14 protein-coding genes are annotated in these 16,966 nt (G+C 44.0%); 6 read left to right on the top strand and 8 right to left on the bottom strand.

What is annotated here, in order from left to right:
- Positions 1-167: 167 nt before the first annotated feature.
- Together ACMA1I_RS04390 and ACMA1I_RS04395 are read right to left on the bottom strand one after the other, a co-directional pair.
- On the bottom strand, positions 168-1,436 hold the full coding sequence (locus ACMA1I_RS04390) for a YeaH/YhbH family protein (RefSeq protein ID WP_337067070.1): 1,269 nt from the start codon (positions 1,434-1,436) through the stop codon (positions 168-170).
- Positions 1,437-1,566: 130 nt separating this feature from the next.
- Positions 1,567-3,495, bottom strand: coding sequence for a PrkA family serine protein kinase (locus tag ACMA1I_RS04395; protein WP_337067071.1), 1,929 nt, complete (start codon positions 3,493-3,495; stop codon positions 1,567-1,569).
- 694 nt (positions 3,496-4,189) lie between these two features.
- Between ACMA1I_RS04395 and ACMA1I_RS04400 the strand changes: the two genes are divergently transcribed.
- A complete protein-coding gene (locus tag ACMA1I_RS04400; protein WP_337067072.1) occupies positions 4,190-4,912 on the top strand; it encodes a hypothetical protein in 723 nt (240 codons plus the stop codon).
- A gap of 206 nt (positions 4,913-5,118) precedes the next feature.
- Here ACMA1I_RS04400 and ACMA1I_RS04405 read toward each other — a convergent pair whose 3' ends face one another.
- From ACMA1I_RS04405 to ACMA1I_RS04420, 4 genes are read right to left on the bottom strand one after another with little or no spacing between them, the layout of a single operon-like run.
- A complete protein-coding gene (locus ACMA1I_RS04405) occupies positions 5,119-5,952 on the bottom strand; it encodes a hypothetical protein (protein WP_337067073.1) in 834 nt (277 codons plus the stop codon).
- Positions 5,949-6,125 carry a hypothetical protein gene (locus tag ACMA1I_RS04410; protein WP_337067074.1) on the bottom strand — a complete coding sequence of 59 codons (177 nt, stop codon included), beginning with the start codon at positions 6,123-6,125 and terminating at the stop codon, positions 5,949-5,951. The genes ACMA1I_RS04405 and ACMA1I_RS04410 overlap by 4 nt, the downstream gene beginning before the upstream one ends.
- A complete protein-coding gene (locus tag ACMA1I_RS04415; RefSeq protein WP_337067075.1) occupies positions 6,125-7,210 on the bottom strand; it encodes a toxic anion resistance protein in 1,086 nt (361 codons plus the stop codon). Before ACMA1I_RS04415 ends, ACMA1I_RS04410 begins: the two co-directional genes overlap by 1 nt.
- Positions 7,211-7,222: 12 nt before the next feature.
- The gene (locus ACMA1I_RS04420) at positions 7,223-7,657 is read right to left on the bottom strand and encodes a hypothetical protein (protein WP_337067076.1); all 435 of its coding nucleotides are present in this window, start codon (positions 7,655-7,657) and stop codon (positions 7,223-7,225) included.
- A gap of 793 nt (positions 7,658-8,450) precedes the next feature.
- Between ACMA1I_RS04420 and ACMA1I_RS04425 the strand changes: the two genes are divergently transcribed.
- Positions 8,451-8,645, top strand: coding sequence for an IS1 family transposase (locus ACMA1I_RS04425; RefSeq protein WP_414703866.1), 195 nt, complete (start codon positions 8,451-8,453; stop codon positions 8,643-8,645).
- Between the two features lie 110 nt (positions 8,646-8,755).
- Here ACMA1I_RS04425 and ACMA1I_RS04430 read toward each other — a convergent pair whose 3' ends face one another.
- Both ACMA1I_RS04430 and ACMA1I_RS04435 read right to left on the bottom strand, forming a co-directional pair.
- Positions 8,756-11,671, bottom strand: a complete 2,916-nt coding sequence (locus tag ACMA1I_RS04430) for a TonB-dependent receptor (RefSeq protein ID WP_337067077.1) — start codon at positions 11,669-11,671, stop codon at positions 8,756-8,758.
- Positions 11,672-11,842: 171 nt separating this feature from the next.
- Positions 11,843-12,964 (bottom strand): AraC family transcriptional regulator, encoded by a 1,122-nt coding sequence (locus tag ACMA1I_RS04435; protein WP_337067078.1) that lies wholly within the window; start codon positions 12,962-12,964, stop codon positions 11,843-11,845.
- Positions 12,965-14,008: 1,044 nt separating this feature from the next.
- On the opposite strand from ACMA1I_RS04435, the gene ACMA1I_RS04440 reads away from it, so the two are divergent.
- From ACMA1I_RS04440 to ACMA1I_RS04455, 4 genes are all read left to right on the top strand, one after another.
- Positions 14,009-14,356 carry a GNAT family N-acetyltransferase gene (locus ACMA1I_RS04440; RefSeq protein ID WP_337067079.1) on the top strand — a complete coding sequence of 116 codons (348 nt, stop codon included), beginning with the start codon at positions 14,009-14,011 and terminating at the stop codon, positions 14,354-14,356.
- A 246-nt stretch (positions 14,357-14,602) separates the two neighbouring features.
- Positions 14,603-15,514, top strand: a complete 912-nt coding sequence (locus tag ACMA1I_RS04445; protein ID WP_337067080.1) for a DMT family transporter — start codon at positions 14,603-14,605, stop codon at positions 15,512-15,514.
- Positions 15,502-16,041 carry a YbaK/EbsC family protein gene (locus ACMA1I_RS04450; protein WP_337067081.1) on the top strand — a complete coding sequence of 180 codons (540 nt, stop codon included), beginning with the start codon at positions 15,502-15,504 and terminating at the stop codon, positions 16,039-16,041. Before ACMA1I_RS04445 ends, ACMA1I_RS04450 begins: the two co-directional genes overlap by 13 nt.
- Positions 16,042-16,629: 588 nt before the next feature.
- The gene (locus ACMA1I_RS04455) at positions 16,630-16,965 is read left to right on the top strand and encodes a metalloregulator ArsR/SmtB family transcription factor (RefSeq protein ID WP_337067082.1); all 336 of its coding nucleotides are present in this window, start codon (positions 16,630-16,632) and stop codon (positions 16,963-16,965) included.
- Position 16,966 lies beyond the last annotated feature (1 nt).

The raw sequence follows: 16,966 nt of genomic DNA on the forward strand, positions 1-16,966 counted from the left end.
AAAAGTAAACTGCTGCTTCAGATTTGAGATCTATCTGCCAATAGCCACTGTCCTTTCTCGCGGAATTACGATTTTACGAAAGTGTAACAATTTGTCACACCTTTGGATAAAGATTCCCTATCCACATCTTCCCTTAAGGCACCGCATTATGAGATACGAGTGTCGTGCTACTTGCTCTGTGCTTCACTTCTTTTCCGGAAAAGCCCCTGAAATACGGGCCAGATCTCATACACTTCGTTAATGTGCCTAATTGAGAATTCTTCGTCATCGCTGATGCGGTTGTAGGCCTGCCACAGGTCGCTCTCTCGGTTCCTGTTATTGATTTCGATGTAGGCCATATATTGCACAGCTGGCAAAATGGTTTCCAGCACCAGGTTTTTACACTCCCGGGCATCTTCCTTCGACCATACATCTCCATCCGATGCCTGGCAGCAGTACACATTCCAGTTTTCGTCATACCGCTCGCGCCTGATTTTATCCATGAGTTTGAGTGAAGGCGCTACTACCGTACCGCCACTCTCCCGGGAGTTAAAGAATTCATCCTCGTTTACTTCTTTGGCCTCGGTGTGGTGCCGGATAAAGACTAGCTCCACGTTTTTGTAGATCCGGGTCAGAAACAGGTACAGGAGCGTAAAAAAGCGCTTGGCAATGTCTTTTTCGTGGTAGCCCATGGAAGCCGACACGTCCATAATGCAGAACATCACAGCAGAGGTAACCGGCACCGGCACTTTTTCGAAGTTGTTGTAGCGTAGGTCTATGTCTTCAAAAAAAGGAATAGTGTTGCCTTGCCGCCTTACCTTCTCTATCTCCAGTTCAAGCGCCGCTTTTGCCTGCTGGTCGGTTAATCCCGCCAATTGCTCCTCCATGGTCTGCAGCTTTTTATCGAACACGGCTTTTAGTGCCAGCCGCCTGCCCAGCGACTGCTGCAGGCTGTTTTTGATGTTTAGCCTGGAGGGTACACTGTCGCGCGTAAAGCCAGCCCTACGCATTTCGAAGGTTTCGGTGCTGTCCATTAGCTTCTTAACCATGTGCGGCAGGGCCAGGTCATCAAAAAAGTATTGCAAAAACTCTTCCCTCGACAGTACTACGGTAAATTCATCTTCTGTTACCTCAGGGCTGTTCGATCCTTTGCCGCCGCCACCTCCTGCTCCGCCTCCTTTGGGTTTAGGAATACGGTCGCCCTCGTTGTAACGGTCGTTGCCGGGTTTCACGATTTGCTTTTTCCCGGTTTTGGAGTCGTGCCGGAAAACAGGCTCATCAAGCCCGCGCACCGGCACCTTTACGCTACCGCCAGTCTGGCTATCCTTTATCCGCTCCTGGCTCATGATGTCAGGAATGGCCTTCTTGATCTGGTTCTCGACCCGCTTCAGGAATTTTTGCCTGTTCCCCGTAGATTTTCCCCTGTCATTTTTTCTTCTATCAACGATGTGGCTCATACTTTCTTTTGAATGAGTGATTGACTGAATGAGAGAACTTTTATTATGGAATAAGTGGATGAGTGAATAAGTGAATCATTTCACTGTTTGATGTTCGCTTACTCACTCAATTAAAATGCACTCATCCGCCTTACGCCATGGTTTTTCTTACACGCATAAACCAATCTACCAGAATTCGGATTTGCTTTTCGGTATAGCCTCTGTCCTTCATTCTTCTGGTAAAGTCCTTATGCTTCTTCTCATCCTCCTCGTTGGTTTTCACTGTAAAGGTGACAACCGGCAGCAGGTCTTCGGTGTTTGTAAAAATCTTCTTCTCGATTACGTTCTTGATCTTCTCATAAGAATCCCAGCGTGGGCTCTTGCCGCCATGGTTGGCTTTGTGGCGCAGGAAAAAGTTGGTAACCTCAGCCCTGAAATCTTTTGGATTGGCAATGCCGGCAGGTTTTTCTATTTTCTCCAGTTCATCGTTAAGGATGCTACGATCAAAAATTTCTCCTGAATCCGGATCGCGGTAATCGTTGTTTTGCATCCAGTGGTCGGCATAAACCACGTACTTTTCAAAAATATTCTGGCCGTAGGAGCTGTAAGACTCAATGTAAGCTTTCTGAATTTCGTCAGATATAAATTCCGCATACTTGCTCACCAACACCGATTTAATCAGATGGAGGTATTTGCTTTCTGTTTCAGGCGGAAGCATCATTTTGATAACCTCCTGCTCCAGCACATAAAGCAAGTGCACAGGGTTGGCAGCTATTTCTTCGCTGTCGAAGTTAAATACCTTGGAGAGTATCTTAAACGCAAAGCGGGTAGAAATGCCTTGCATGCCTTCGTTTATACCAGCATCATCACGATATTCCTGAATCGATTTGGCATTAGGGTCAGTTTCGCGAAGTGTTTCGCCATTGTAGACGCGCATTTTAGAGTAAATGCTGGAATTTTCAGGCTCTTTTAACCGCGACATAACCGAAAACTCGGCCAATAACTCAATGGTTTTAGGAGCACAAGGAGCATTTTTAAGGGAACTCTCCCGAATCAGCTTCTCATAGATTTTGATTTCCTCACTCACCCGCAGACAGTAAGGCACCTGCACTTTGTAAATACGGTCCAGGAAGGCTTCGTTCTTTTTGTCATTTAAAAATTTAGCCCATTCCGACTCGTTGGAGTGCGCCAGAATAATGCCATCAAAAGGAATAGCGCCTATAGGCTCGGTGCCTTTATAGTTCTTTTCCTGTGTGGCCGTAAGCAGTGGGTTCAGCACCTTTATTGGGGCTTTAAACATCTCCACAAACTCCAGTAAGCCCTGGTTTGCCAGGCAGAGGCCACCGGTATAAGAGTAGGCATCTGGGTCGCTTTGCTGGTACTCTGCCAGCTTTCTGATATCGACTTTACCTACCAGCGTAGAAATATCTTGGTTGTTCTCATCGCCCGGCTCCGTTTTGGAAATCGCAATCTGCTCCTGAATAGAAGGATAAAGTTTAATAACTTTAAACCTGTTAATATCGCCATCAAACTCGCGCAGCCTTTTAGAAGCCCAGGGGCTCATGCAGCCCGGCACGTAGCGAGACGGAATGTTGTACTCCGCCTCCAGTTCCTCAGTATAATCGGCAAACAAACCTAGCGGGCTCTCAAACACCGGACTCACCTGATCTCCTGCTTTAAGCGCATAAATCGGGTGCTGTTGCATCAGGTGCTTCAGCTTTTCGGCGAGCGAGCTTTTACCTCCCCCTACCGGACCCATCAGGTACAAAATCTGCTTTTTCTCTTCCAGCCCCTGCGCAGAATGCCTGAAATAAGACACAATCTGTTCAATGGTGCTTTCCATACCATAAAAATCTCTAAAAGCAGGGTAGATTTTAATTCTCTTGTTAGAGAAAATTCTACTCAGGACCGGATCTTGCCGCGTATCCAGAATTTCCGGCTCCCCAATGGCATCGAGAATCCGTTCTGCTGGTTTGGCATATACTTTCGGGTCCTTTTTACACTCCTCAAGATAGGCAGCTACTGTCATCTCGTTCATGGAGGCACTGTAATTTGTCTTGATCTTTTCTAAAATGTTCATAGGGTGCAATTGTATAGCAAAGTCAGAATCATTTTATTCAGAGAGCAGTGGCGGAATCTCAACATTGGCCGTGAGCTAAGGCAACTGCTACGGAACGTATATTGTACAAAGGAATTGAAGCGGGTGCAAAAGCTAACCCTACTTATACAACAGAAAAAGAGAGACTTTCTTGTGTCGCGCCTGTCTTAAAGGATAATTTCCTGAGGTCCCTACTTTTCTGTCCGTCGGCGTCTTTCTTATAAATATTTGTATACGAGGCTGTTTTTAACAGCTCCTATAACCATCTTTCCTGAAGGCAGGCTGCTGCGCAAGCAACAACTTTTCTTCTTTTAACCTGCTATAGTGTAAACTGTAGTCAGAATAATTCCTCATACGTTTACCACTATACCCTATGTTACTGTATACGGCTGTTTTAGTTGTTCGCTATCACAACTAAATATTTTGAGTGCAAGAATTTTAAGAGCTTTGGTGTTGGCTATAGCAGGTGGCTACCTCTGAAACACCACTTAAATATTTTAAATTCAAAATGGGTAATATTTTATTCTAAATAATTTAAACACATTTTTTTGATTTTGGTGCAGGAGCTGTCAGATGCTCGCTTCTTACACCCATATAAGATAGCAAAAATATGGCATTACCTAAACAGGATGTTATAAAAAAATAATTGGAATATTAAGTACCTTCACAACCTAAGATGGAGCCCCAGAAGAATTTAAATCGCTTATTATCGCAGGAAGCCTCCTTGCACTTACTCCAAAAGCTGCAGGCGGAGAGCTATCCGTTGGCTTACCAGCACGAAAAGCACCGTGTTACGCTGCTGGACCAGGCGGGCAACGAGTTGTTATATTTCAGACTCCCCCTTCTGCTGCCGCCTCCGCAAGCTCTTGGGCAGGTAAAGCGCTGGGATATGCATTATGTAATCCTGCTCATTCAGTCAGGTAACTGCGCCATGGGCTATTTTGAGAATGGCTTAAACCTCGACCATAAGGTATTCCGATCGTACATGGTACGCAAAAAGCAGGGAAAAAGCCAGGTGAAGTACTTAAAAACCAAAGGCAAATCGCGGGCAGGCTCCAGGGTACGGCTGGGCGAGACGGTGGAGTTCTTTGAGAACATAAATGAGCGGTTGCAGGAGTATTTCGAGGAGCACGAGGTTCACCGCATTGCCATGAGCTGCTCCAAAATTCTGATCCCGTACCTGTTCGACTCCAAAGTGACAACACCCTTCGATAAGAGAGACGAGCGCATCTTTAAAATTCCCCGGCACGTGCACACGCCAATCTACGAGGTGATGATGAGCACCAACAATTACCTGTTGAAAGGAGAGCTGATATACGATGAAAGTCAGCAACAACTCCTCGACAGCCTAATACCCATAGCAGCAGCTACAGAACCAGATACTGAATGGGAATTTTAAGATGAGGAAGTATAAATGCCAGATGCTGCAACGCAATTATTCTAATGAAAATGGCCTTCTGGAGGAGTTTTCATTGAAAGCAGGTAAAGGGTAATGGCTTTCTTCTCCTTTTAAAATTGCTGTACACGTAAAAGGAGGCCGCAGAGGTAGGGCTCATTTCATAGATTAGATACCCAGATAACCTGCCTCCTGTTACCACGCACGTATTAAAGTTCTTTAGGAGCGATGTTCACCGGGAAAAGACGGTAGTCGGTTAAGCTAAGGGCGTAGCTGAAGCCAACCCAGTTAATAACAGGCATGGTACCTGTGTCGACTGTTCCATGGCGGGCCGGTACCGATAAAACGGCATTTCCTGCATAGCTCAGGCTGTCTTTGCCGATGCCAATCCTGCTGGCCAGGTGGTTCAGGAAAGCTTCTTTTTCTTCTTCTGTAGAACTTAAACCAATTTTTTTGGTAATCAGGCCTATGTCGGAATTTTCGCGCGCATACACAATGCTGGAGTACATGTCGAGTTCTACAACCGGTACCACTACTACAGGCAAATCATCACTGGCAGAAGTTATGCCTGAAGATTTTTCCCTTACTTTTCGGGCCATTTCGCTTACATATTTGGCAGGCTTAGGAGGCTTTTCCTTTACCTGCCGCAGCTCCTCCCGCACCTCACTCTTTTCCGGCTCTGGTTCAGGTTCCGGTGCTACGGGAGAATTGGTGTCGTGCCGCTGGTGCACATCCATTATAACAGTAAAGGTATTGATAAAGTGGTCGGTGTGCTGCAAATGAAACAACTCCAGCTCGTGTAGCCTTTTCTTGGAAACAAGGTAATTGTGGATCCGTTTGCTCTTTTCGTGTACGGCTCTGAATTTTGCCTCATGTGCGGTACCTTTGTACCTGTTCTGGAGGTTAAGCAAAACAGTGAGCCGGTTTGTAGAGCTTAAGATGTACTGCACCTCTTTTACATCTACCTGCACAGGCTGGCCTACAACCATGCGGTTGCCCGACTCCCCCTTAAAACCGAAAAGGAAACGAAGCATGTTTATCATTTTGATAAAATCCTTTTGAGGTGCAGCGTCTCTATCTCTACCTGAACTTTTTCTGACGCTTTAATAGACTCGAAATATCTGTCGAGGTGTTCGCTATACAGATCCAGCAGCGCATCCTGCTCCTGTGTAAGAACGCGCTGCTGGTCTTTATCTTTCCTGTCACTACTTCGCATTATTCTGTTTCAATCTGTTTCGATTTGCCAAAGGTGCCTATTATTTTGCTGTTGAGCTCCTCCTGCACCGCAGCCAGTTCTTTAACCGCCTCTGCTCTTTTCTTGCTGCCTTCCTCCGAAATTTTCATTACAGCGTCGAGCGTTTCTACCATATCGCGGTTTACTTTCTTCAGGGTTTCCACATCTACAATGCCACGCTCGTTTTCCTGGGCAGCCACCACTACATTGGTTTTAAGAAGCTGAGAGTTTTTTAGCAGCATCTCATTGGTAGTATCGGTTACCTTCTTCTGAATTTCCAGGGCTTTGCGCTGCTTTTCCAGGCCGAGGGCAATGGCCACCTGCTGTCGCCAAACCGGAATAACGGTTACAATAGAGTTTTGTATCTTCTGCGCCAGCACATCGTTGGTTGTCTGAATCATCCGGATCTGCGGCATAGACTGCGTGGCAATGGTATGCGACAGCGTAAAGTCATGCACCTTCTTCTCCAGCCGCTCCTTAAAAGCGATCATATCACTCAGTCGCTGTACCGCCAGTTCATCCTGACCGCTGCTTTCCACATCGGCCTGCAGCTTCGGAATGGTCACCGTTTCGATTTCTTCAATTTTCATTTTACCGGCAGCTATAACAGCACGAATCTCGTGGATGTATTCTACTGCCTGGTTAAACATTACCTCCAGACTGGTGGTGTCTTTCAGCACACTTTGCCTGGTCTTTTCCAGCTTTACCACCACATCGTCTACGTTTTCCGAAATAGTGTTGTACTGGCTGGCAATACGCTTCGATTTGTCTACGAACTTTTTCATAAACGGAATCCGCGACAGCATACCCGGCTTTTCGGCTTCGTCTATCTTCACCATGTTGATCTGGTTCAGCAATTCGTTTATGGCTGCCCCGGCATCGCCAGAATCTTTTACCTTTACCTTCGTCAGCAGCTCGTTGGAGTAATAGCCGAGCTTGCGCTGCGTCTCCACCCCAAAATTGCTCAGCGATTCGGGTTTGGTCGGATCAATGGTTTTAGAAATAGCCATCGCTTTCTGCTGAATCAGCTCTTTGTTCTCGGCAATCGAAATTTCGGTTTTCTCCATTTTATTTTGTATCTAAAGTAGGTTGTGGTGGGTAAGCGTAATTGAGTTGAGGTATTTTTTGATGTTCTCGTGACGCTCGGTGGTTTCGTACCATTCTATCTCGTTCAGCGGCAGGTACTCGCCCAGTAGTCCGTGCACTTCTTTGAGCAGCGCATCGCCTTTCTTGTTCCTGAAATCAGGGTTCTTATAAAATGCGCTCAGGTACTGCACCTTTACCTGGCCCTGTTGGGTTATGGCAAGTTCGCGCACCTCCACCACCAACTCCGACGACTTGTTGCTCTCAGTTACGATGGTGCGGTATACTCCTTTGTTTCCTTCTTCCAGGGCAGCAACGCATTTTTGCCTTACATCCTGTATTGCCTTGCGCAGCCGCTGATTTGGCCTGATGTGATGCCCATATATATAACCCAGCACCAACGCGATGACGAACGTGAAAAATATTGCCATAGGTGATCTTCTTTTACTTTTAAATGTAACCTTACTGTATATACGCGTAACGTTACCAGCCGGTCAGAGATTGTTTGTGGCTACAGAGCTTGTTTTTTAGTAGTCCAGACGGCAATTAAAAGCTTTTTGCTACCTTTTCTGGACCTGTACCTATTTTCTGCTGCCATCCCTGCATATGTTTCGGCTAATCTGATACAATATACTTGTTTTTCAGGATAATTCTGGTCCTAAACCCAAAATTCGTGATTACGCAGCTAGGTACAAAGGTGCTGCAGGCAAATATGCCTTTAGGACTGCTGGAGTTATTATTTGGCCTCATATTGTGTGGCAGTTAAAGTAATTTTGCGCTCCCTCCTTTTTATTTTTATTGTGATTCTGGAAGGATCTTGTGGGCGAGAGGCAATAGCATTTGCAGGCTGAATTCGCAGAGTACCTGTTTTAGCTGTGACAGCGGCCTAGAGTCTATGAATTGCTTGAGTTTTTGCTCTGTTTGCTTTGGTACCCTAACCGGGAGGCTGTGAACTCCAGCATTATCTTGCTGCTTTAATAATCTAGGTAGCGGTAGCAGGTGACCCGACCAATGCCTGAGGGGTCACCCGACCAATGCCTGAGGGGTCACCCGGCCAATGCCTGAGGCCTGTACGATCTGCTCCACTGTTCTTGTACCCGAGTCAAAGAGGATCTTAGCAGCCTGGCTTTCTCTGTAGCCGTCTTTGAAAGATCAGCAGGCCGCCCCCCTTCTCTATTCCGGGACCTGGCTGGGAGACAGAGACACCGAGGGGGCACAGGGGCTGTGGGAGCAGTTGCCCGAGCACTACAGTCGCAGGGAACCTTCCTCACCTATGACTGGGAGGCCTATAAGCAGGTTATACCGGCCGAGAGGCACCGCATCTCGGGCAGGAAGAATGATACCAAACATGCCGAAAGGTTCTTCTGCACCCTCAGGCAGAGATGCTCCAGGCTGGTGAGAAAGGTGCTCTCCTTCTAAAAAAGCTCGACAGGCACCTGATGGCTATTAGGTGCCTGTCGCTAAATAAAACTTATTGGAGTACCTAATTTTAAATAAATAGAGATTATTATTAGAGATATGGTACGTTTTTAAAATTCAATTTTATAGCTGATGTTAGGAATGATCAGCCTATCAAATTTTGCCTCAACAGTATTTGTTTTAAGGTTGTAAAAATCCCTAGAAAACTCTTCGGCACCGGTTAGGTTAAGTACTTGTAGCGACCATAAAGATGAGAATTTAGCCCTGTTCACCCTATAGGAAAGGGTCAGCGAAAGTACCGGTAAATCTCTATGTTTTTTCTCAAAGGCCACATTTTCTTCCGTTTCGCCATACACCACCTCTTGTCGGTGCAGGGAAGCATCCAAGTCAATAGGTTCTACACGATTACCTCCTAAATAATTTAACCGGATATTGGCACTGAAAATATTGTTATTGCGAACCTGCCATTCTTTCCCGGCAAGAAGGTTAAAAGTGTAATTTTTGTTAAACAGGGTATTTCTTGTAATGCCATCGGCCCCTGTATATTTGGAATCGAAAACACTTGCTGTTAACATATAATAGTAGCCTTCGCTCAGGTATTTTTCCAGCGTAAGATCAATACCAATATTTTTTCCCCTGCCTTCGCTTACTAGCGCTTTGTTGAAAAAAATATTATTGCTATTGTTCAGCGTTGAAATATACCCACTTGAAGCTACCGGTACATGATGCAGGTACTGATAATACGGCTCGATGCTCAGGTGCAGGTTATCAGTAATTTTGGCTTGATAAGAGATCACATGATGCGAAGATTTGGCAAATTTGAGCTCTGTATTGGGTGTTCTTCCATTTACAGATGCAAAATAAACAGATAACTGTTCCATTCTGCTGTGCCTACCATAGGCATAACCAAAACTCTGTTTATCGTTGAGGTGGTATTTAATTCCTGCCCGAGGCTCAACAGAAAGGGCTTTATTTAGCAGCAAGTATTGGGTATTGATACCTGCATGGAGCACCAGGCGTGGTGTTAAGCTAATCTTCGATTGCGAAAACATTTGCATAAACCCGGTATTCCCTGTTTGATTAATGATTGGAATAGGGCTCATATCATTTGCAGGTGACTGCTCCACATCCAGGTCAAAAAAATTGTGGGTATACCGAATCCCCGTTTTATTCGTGTGTTTATCGAGAAAGCTGGTGCTAACTTCACTTTGGATAGTAACACTACTGGTATTGTTTACTGCTTTCGATTGTGGGTGTGCTTTCAAAGTGTAATCCAGTCGCTCTTCAGAAAAATTTAATCCGCTACCGGTAAGCGAGAAGCTGGTTTTCAGAAATGCATCGCCAGGCAAGAGAATTCTATGGGATAGTGCCGTGGCATACATATACATGGCCGTTTTTGAATTATCCCGCTGGAAATCCGATTCCCATTTAGCACTGTCGTCTGCATAATTGTCCACACCATCGATAGTGCCAATCCCCCAAAGGGTAAACTTTCCGTACTTCTTTGTAGGGAAAGTGGTTTTGAAGGTAATATCCTGGTATTTTATAATACCAGCATCATTAGGCAAGAAGGGGGCAAGCAGCGCCATGGTTGAATTACGGTAATTTACAATATAAGTGGCCTCTGAGTTTTTATGAAAAGGTCCCTGGGCCAGTGCTTCAACGCCCAACACACCGGCTTTAAAAGAATATTGCCTTTTGTAGCGGTTCCCTTCGCGTAAATTTATATCAAACACGCCTGAAGAAGCGTTGCCATATTCGGCAGGAAATGCACCCGTAAAAAAATCGCTATTGCCCATCATCTGGCTGCTAATGGCTGATAATAAGCCTCCTCCTGCAACAGAAAGATTGGCAAAGTGGTTAGGGCTTGGTACCTCTACACCTTCAATCCGCCATAGGAGCCCATCAGGGTTATTGCCGCGAACCGAAATCCCATTGTCACTTATGGACGGGTTAGCCACACCTGCGAAAGATGTTGCCAATCGTGCCGGGTCGTCCATTCCACCTGCATATCGCTGTGTTTCCTCTACAGTAAACTGACGGCTGCTTAAAGTAGCCATACTATTTAAAGGTGTGGACTTACTCACGCGAACCACCACTTCATTCAGCTCTTTGTAGTTTGGCTGCAACCCTACATTTAAATGGATAACTGATCCAGAACTTACCAAAAATTCTTTGATCTCATAGGTGTCATACCCAATCATAGAGATTGAAATGGTGTGGCGGCCAACTTTTACATTTTCCAGAATAAAATTACCGTTTACATCTGATGTCGTTCCGGTAGGCGGATCAGTACTTTTTAAAACAATGGTGGCAAATGGTAAGGGCTCCTGGCTTATCTCATCATATACTTTTCCATTGATGTTTTGCACGATGTCCTGAGCTAGCAATTTCGTTGTAGCTCCCAGCGATAGCATGCTAAAAACAAAAAAAGCTATACAAACGCGAATATTTATAAGTCTAGGAAAAGCCCTGCTTTTTTGCCAATACACTTTTAGCTCTTTAGCAAAAAGGAGATCTTTATCATTGATGACTATATAGCAGGTATAAAGTACAAGGAGACAGGTTTGAATGACCTGGCTCACCGGGTGCGCAGCAAATATTTCATTGAAAAACCCGGCAGCTATATGAAAAGCAGTAGGAAGGATAATATTGCGGATAGTTTTATAATAGATCCAGTTGATGATCATTATAAAAGTGAAAAGGCTCACCCAAAAATTAGGAGAATAAATGCTGAGCGGCATTAATAAAAATGCCAGCACAATATATGAATAAGCCGCACCCTTAAAACTAGGAAAGCGGCCTTTTAAATCCCTAACTACTTCATTATTACTACTTGTAAGAAAAAAAACAATAAGCAACTGCGACAATAAACCCGTAAAAGCAATAATACTAACCAACGAATAGGATACCGTACCGGCAGGCTGCACCATGCTGACACAACTTGAGATAGTCCAAAAAGCCCATGAAATAAGGGTTGATAAGCCAAAGAAAAGGCCAGTTTTTCCATAACTGTTGATGTTCATGATTCCTGTGTTTTAAAATGTTTAGGATACAAATATTTCACAGAAATCACTGCGCTTCGCCCTTGCGTGAAGGACGGAGCCTTTTAGGAGTGTAGTCCTATAGGACTGCACTCCTAACTAGTTGACAACAAACTGATTGAACATTAAATTAGGTTAGCGAATTTTTACCCGCTAACTGTTAAATTTAGCCAGATATTGGGAAGGGGTTTCTGATTTAACCTTCTTAAAAACGGAATTGAAGGCAGATTTTGAATTAAAACCTGCGTCAAAGGCATGGGCAAGAAGGCTGAAATTAGTATTGGACTGCGCTCTTCGTATAAACTCTTCCACCCGATATCTATTAATAAAGTCATAAAAGTTAACCTGCTCGTACTGATTGATTAATTGTGACATATTGTTTGGCGACATCTCCAGCCGGAGCGAAAGCTCGGTTAAGGTAAGCTTCGGGTTCAAATAAGGTTTTTCATTCTCCATTACCCACAGCAGTTCCTGATGCTTGATTATGGCAGTATCTTCTTTTAGCCCTGATTTCTTATACCCACTTTCAGCATTCACCAGTACTTCTACACTTTTAGGAGTGTTAGAAAATAAATCTTGCTGGCGAATACCTGAATACCCAATAAAAACCACAAACCCAACAATGATGGAATAAAACAAAATGTCAGCATTGAAAGGAAAAGCAAATCCAAAGCCTTCACGAAAGACAGAAACAAGGGCTACAGTAACAAAGACAAAGCCTGTTGCTAAAATAGAATACTGGAGCCAGCTGAGGCTAATGCGGTTCTCGTATGAAAAATTATCTAGCACCAGATTCTTCCGCTTAAGCAGTTTACTGTAAGAGATAAGAGCATATGTTAAGCCGGAAACAATAAAGCCAATAAGCAAAACAGTCGAGAACACACTATAATCTTCAACAAGCCCTTTGTCCACCGCTGCCTTTTCTTCAGCTGAATAGGAAAAATAAAACGGCATCATATACAAATAAGCTAAAGCTGCGGGCGCAAAATGCAGATAATCGAGCGGTTTTAATTGGTTGCTGTTACGGATGGAGTAAACAAGATAAAGGTATAAAAATGGACCATACAGGAATGGCAGCGGGGTTGTTATTCCAATTAAATGAGGATATAATATCCAATACCCCTTGTAATACAGAAAGTATCCTGTTAGATGAACCCCAATGGTTAATAGCCAGATTGATAAAATGTTGTCGGTAAGCGCTTTACCTCTTTTAGAAAATAAAAGGATACCCAAAAAAAAAGATAATACAATTCCAATATTAAGAATGGTTGTCATTGCTACATATGAATTTTAGCAGTTCTCTATAAACTCCTGTTACTATTTAATATTCATAACTGGCCACTAAATTAAAGTGCAAATAAAACCTTTTTATCATTGAAGTAAATGTATCAAACGAAACAAAGTGTCTAGTCCTACTATAGATTTACAAATATTCATCTCAAATTTCGGCCGCGGCTGTTGCACAACTGCCTGAATACAACCGCAAGCCTATAGGTTAAACCTTTGTTGTTATGCTGGGGAAAAAGACTGTCAGGGATGAGAACGAGCTACATTTCTGTCTCTCGACGCACCTACAGGAGCACAACTTTTACTAGCGGCTCAAACAGCAGTTAACCCGGACTTTCTCTATGAGCTGACAGGGTCCCACTACGACAAGTGCGGACAGCACAGCATTGATCAGGTGGTGTAATTTTAAGCTGTGCCAAGTGGGTTACATGGAGAAAACTCCTTTGATCGCCGCCTTATCAAGCACTGCGGCCTAAGGCTGGATCTGCTCTACTTTACATGCTATCAGCCCGACGATCCGCTGCCTTGACACTCCACCCTCTCCCGCACCCGTTAGCTTTATCCAGAGGCTTTGATCAAGAGGCTCTTTATCAGGGTCTTCAACTTGTGCGTGGAGATAGTCAGGGTGTCGGGCAGCAGGGCGGGCGATAGACTCAGCCCCGGTCAAGGCCAATGCCTCCATGGACAGTCAAGCGAAACTTAAGTGCTCTCCCCTCCTTACTTCTGCGGAATGTGAATTATCTTGTGACCACCCTTAATGAACATAAATATTGTTTTAGGATAAACCACCCCCACAGCCTGGAACCGAGGGGGGGTTTGGTACTCTGGCGGGAGAAGGAACCACCTGCCGGCCAGCTTTATTCTCCGTTTGTTATATCTTTATAGCTTAGCTATTATAAAATAAAAACGATTACATACCGAATAGCAGAAAGCCTGGGAGATTTTCAAAAAAGCAAAGACGTTATCTCAGAATACCTTGTAACCCTGGGTATCGACCTTGCTTATATGGATTTGCCTTCAGAGTTTTCAACTATGGAACAAAAGTACGCTGTACCCGAAGGTGCGTTCATCCTTGCCTTGGACGGAGAAATGGCAGTTGGCTGTGTTGGCATAAGAAAATTAGAGCCTGAGATTGCCGAACTGAAAAGGCTTTATGTCAGTGATTCGTACAGAGGCTATAAAATCGGTGTAACCTTACTCCAGAAGGCATTAGAACAAGCCCGAATCCTTGGGTATACTAAGATCAAATTGGATGTGATACCTACATTGCTTAAGGCTAAAGAGCTGTACCTTTCCTTTGGCTTTTACGAAATACGACCATACTTCAAGAATCCGGTAGAGGGAACAGCCTATATGGAGAAAGTACTTCGGGGAGAATGATTTTTAAATTTTGGAATTTATATTACATTTGCCCTTATAGTAATTAATTTTTATGTACAAACTATACTCTTCAAATACTCCCCCCCCGGTAGCCTAAAGGCTGAATAACCGGATTTTGTCATTATTGCATTCTCACTCTTCAGTGAGGACATGTCTTTGTGCATTTTAATATAATCATTCAGGGTTATTTAGCCTCATCCACTGGTATTTGGTTAAATCTTAATTATTTCAATTAATAATCCTGAAGTGAAAAATCTTAAATATATAGTAATGGTTCTCATAGGTGGAGCCATGTATGGAACGATGTCTTCTTTCATCAAACTGTTCCATTTGCGAGGATACAACGCTGCCGAGCTTTCCTTTTCCCAGGCTCTTCTGGCGGCAATATTCCTTGGGATGTTTCTATTGTTGTCCCGAAAAAAAGAAAGCTTAAGGCTCTCACGCAATAAACTTGTGCCGCTCTTGACAACAGGCGGAGCGATAGGGCTTACTAACTTCCTGTATTACCAATCCGTCAGCCATATTTCCGCTTCACTGGCTATCGTGCTTCTAATGCAATTCACCTGGTTCAGCATTCTGCTGGAGTGGGCTGTATTCCGCAAGAGGCCAAGCGTGCTGGAACTCCTAACTGTTTTCTTCATCCTTATAGGTACTGTAATGGCAGGAAACCTTTTCAATGTGGAAATTTCATCTTTCTCCTGGACAGGAGTTATGTTAGCCCTTGGTTCATCTTTCACCTACGCTGTTTATATCGTGGCCAACAGCAGGGTTGGCAAAAATGTGAATTGGCTGCCTAAGAGTACGCTGATTATGATGGGTTCCGCTTTGGCCATTTTTACCGTAAATGCGGAACCCATTATCAACGATACCCATTTTGGTTATGAGTTCCTGCTCATAGCGGTGTTTCTCGCTGTAGTGGGCACCACCATTCCGACAGCACTTTTCGCAGCCGGTATACCAAAAATCGGTGCTGGCATCAGCTCCATATTAATGACCGTTGAGCTTCCGGTTGCCGTCTTATGTGCAAGCCTTGTCCTGAAGGAGCACACAAGCCCTGTGCAGCTGGCAGGCATCCTGATCATGCTGGCAGCGATAGCAGCGATGAACTACTACAAATCATTAAAAACCAGAAAAGCAAAACAAGTATGTTCTATATAAGCGAGGTAAAAAACACTGCTCCGGCTGAGTTTAAAACGAAACTGCAGGAAATGGCCTATGCCACCTTACAAAAACTTGAAATACCCTTTGAGCGCGTTGATACCGACGATGCGATTTCAATGGAAGACTGTGTTCTCATCAATGAAAAGCTTAATATGCAAATGGTGAAGACTCTTTTCCTTTGCAATCGGCAGCATACCGACTTTTATCTTTGGGTCACTACGGCTGATAAGCCTTTCAGGGCAAAGGAGCTAAGTGCCGCCTTGAATCTTCCGCGTTTATCGTTTGCTCCTGTGGAGTTACTCGAAAGGATGCTTGGAACAAAAGTCGGAGCGGCTACCATCTTCAGCGTCATGTTAGACACAAGCTACGCTGTGCAGGTACTGCTCGATAAAGACGTCGTATCAGCGGAGTATTATGGTTGCAGTGATGGCACGACAAAGAGCTACATGAAAAACAAAACGGAGTATATAACGAATAATTTTCTCCAGTTTGCCAAGCACGAACCGATAATTATTGAGATATAATTTAACTTTTTAATAGGCACTAACAGAAAGTTAGTTGTACTTTCTGTTAGTGTTTTTATAACAGTGAAGGCGATGAAGCTTGTCAAAAACAAGAAACAATTTTCAACTAAAATGATACTCTTGCTTAACATAACTGATCTTATAAGGTCTCCCATAAGCACCTTTACATTAAACGAAACATCTATTCATTATTTGTTAAACATACTGCATAGGGCCTCACTTTATTCCACCTTTACCTCAGCCTCCCTTTCTGGTCTATAGCAATTAGCGTTCAGGGACCTATCAGATATCCTGCACCTCGCTTCCAGCCCCGGTAATTTTGTTTCTTGCTCCGTAATGATGCAAAGGAGAGAAAGCGATCAGCACAGATAGAAACCTGCTATTCTCTTTTTGCTTCACGCTCTCCAGCCACTGCACCGCTACAGCAACCTTATCATGCCACTACCAAATCAATAACACCTTTGATGTAATTCTTCTAATGAATTTGGCCTTCCGGAGGTATTTTCATGGATTATTGGTAAAGGGCTGAAATATTGCCATAATATAAAAATACTTCGCTCCAAACAAATAACATATCTATAAATCGTTTTGATACTTATCGAATTATCGTATATTTGTAGCAGAAACTCAGCTATGCAGCACGACATTAAGAAACTGACACGGATTATGAAGGCCCTTGCCAACGACAACAGGCTGGAGCTATACCTGCAGATTCGGCATCTGGAGCAGTTAGCGGTACCTCAGAGCGAATGCTTTGTAAGCGATATTGCCGCTAAAATGAAGATTGGCGCTCCCACTATTTCTCATCACATTAAAGAACTGGAATCAGCCGGGCTGATAAGAGTGCAGAAGTTGGGGAAACAAATTACTGCCTCTGTAAACGAAGAAACCAAGAATTACGTGAGAGAAGTCTTCAGCATCTAAA

The sequence above is a fragment of the Pontibacter sp. 13R65 genome (assembly GCF_047525655.1).
Taxonomy (GTDB): domain Bacteria; phylum Bacteroidota; class Bacteroidia; order Cytophagales; family Hymenobacteraceae; genus Pontibacter.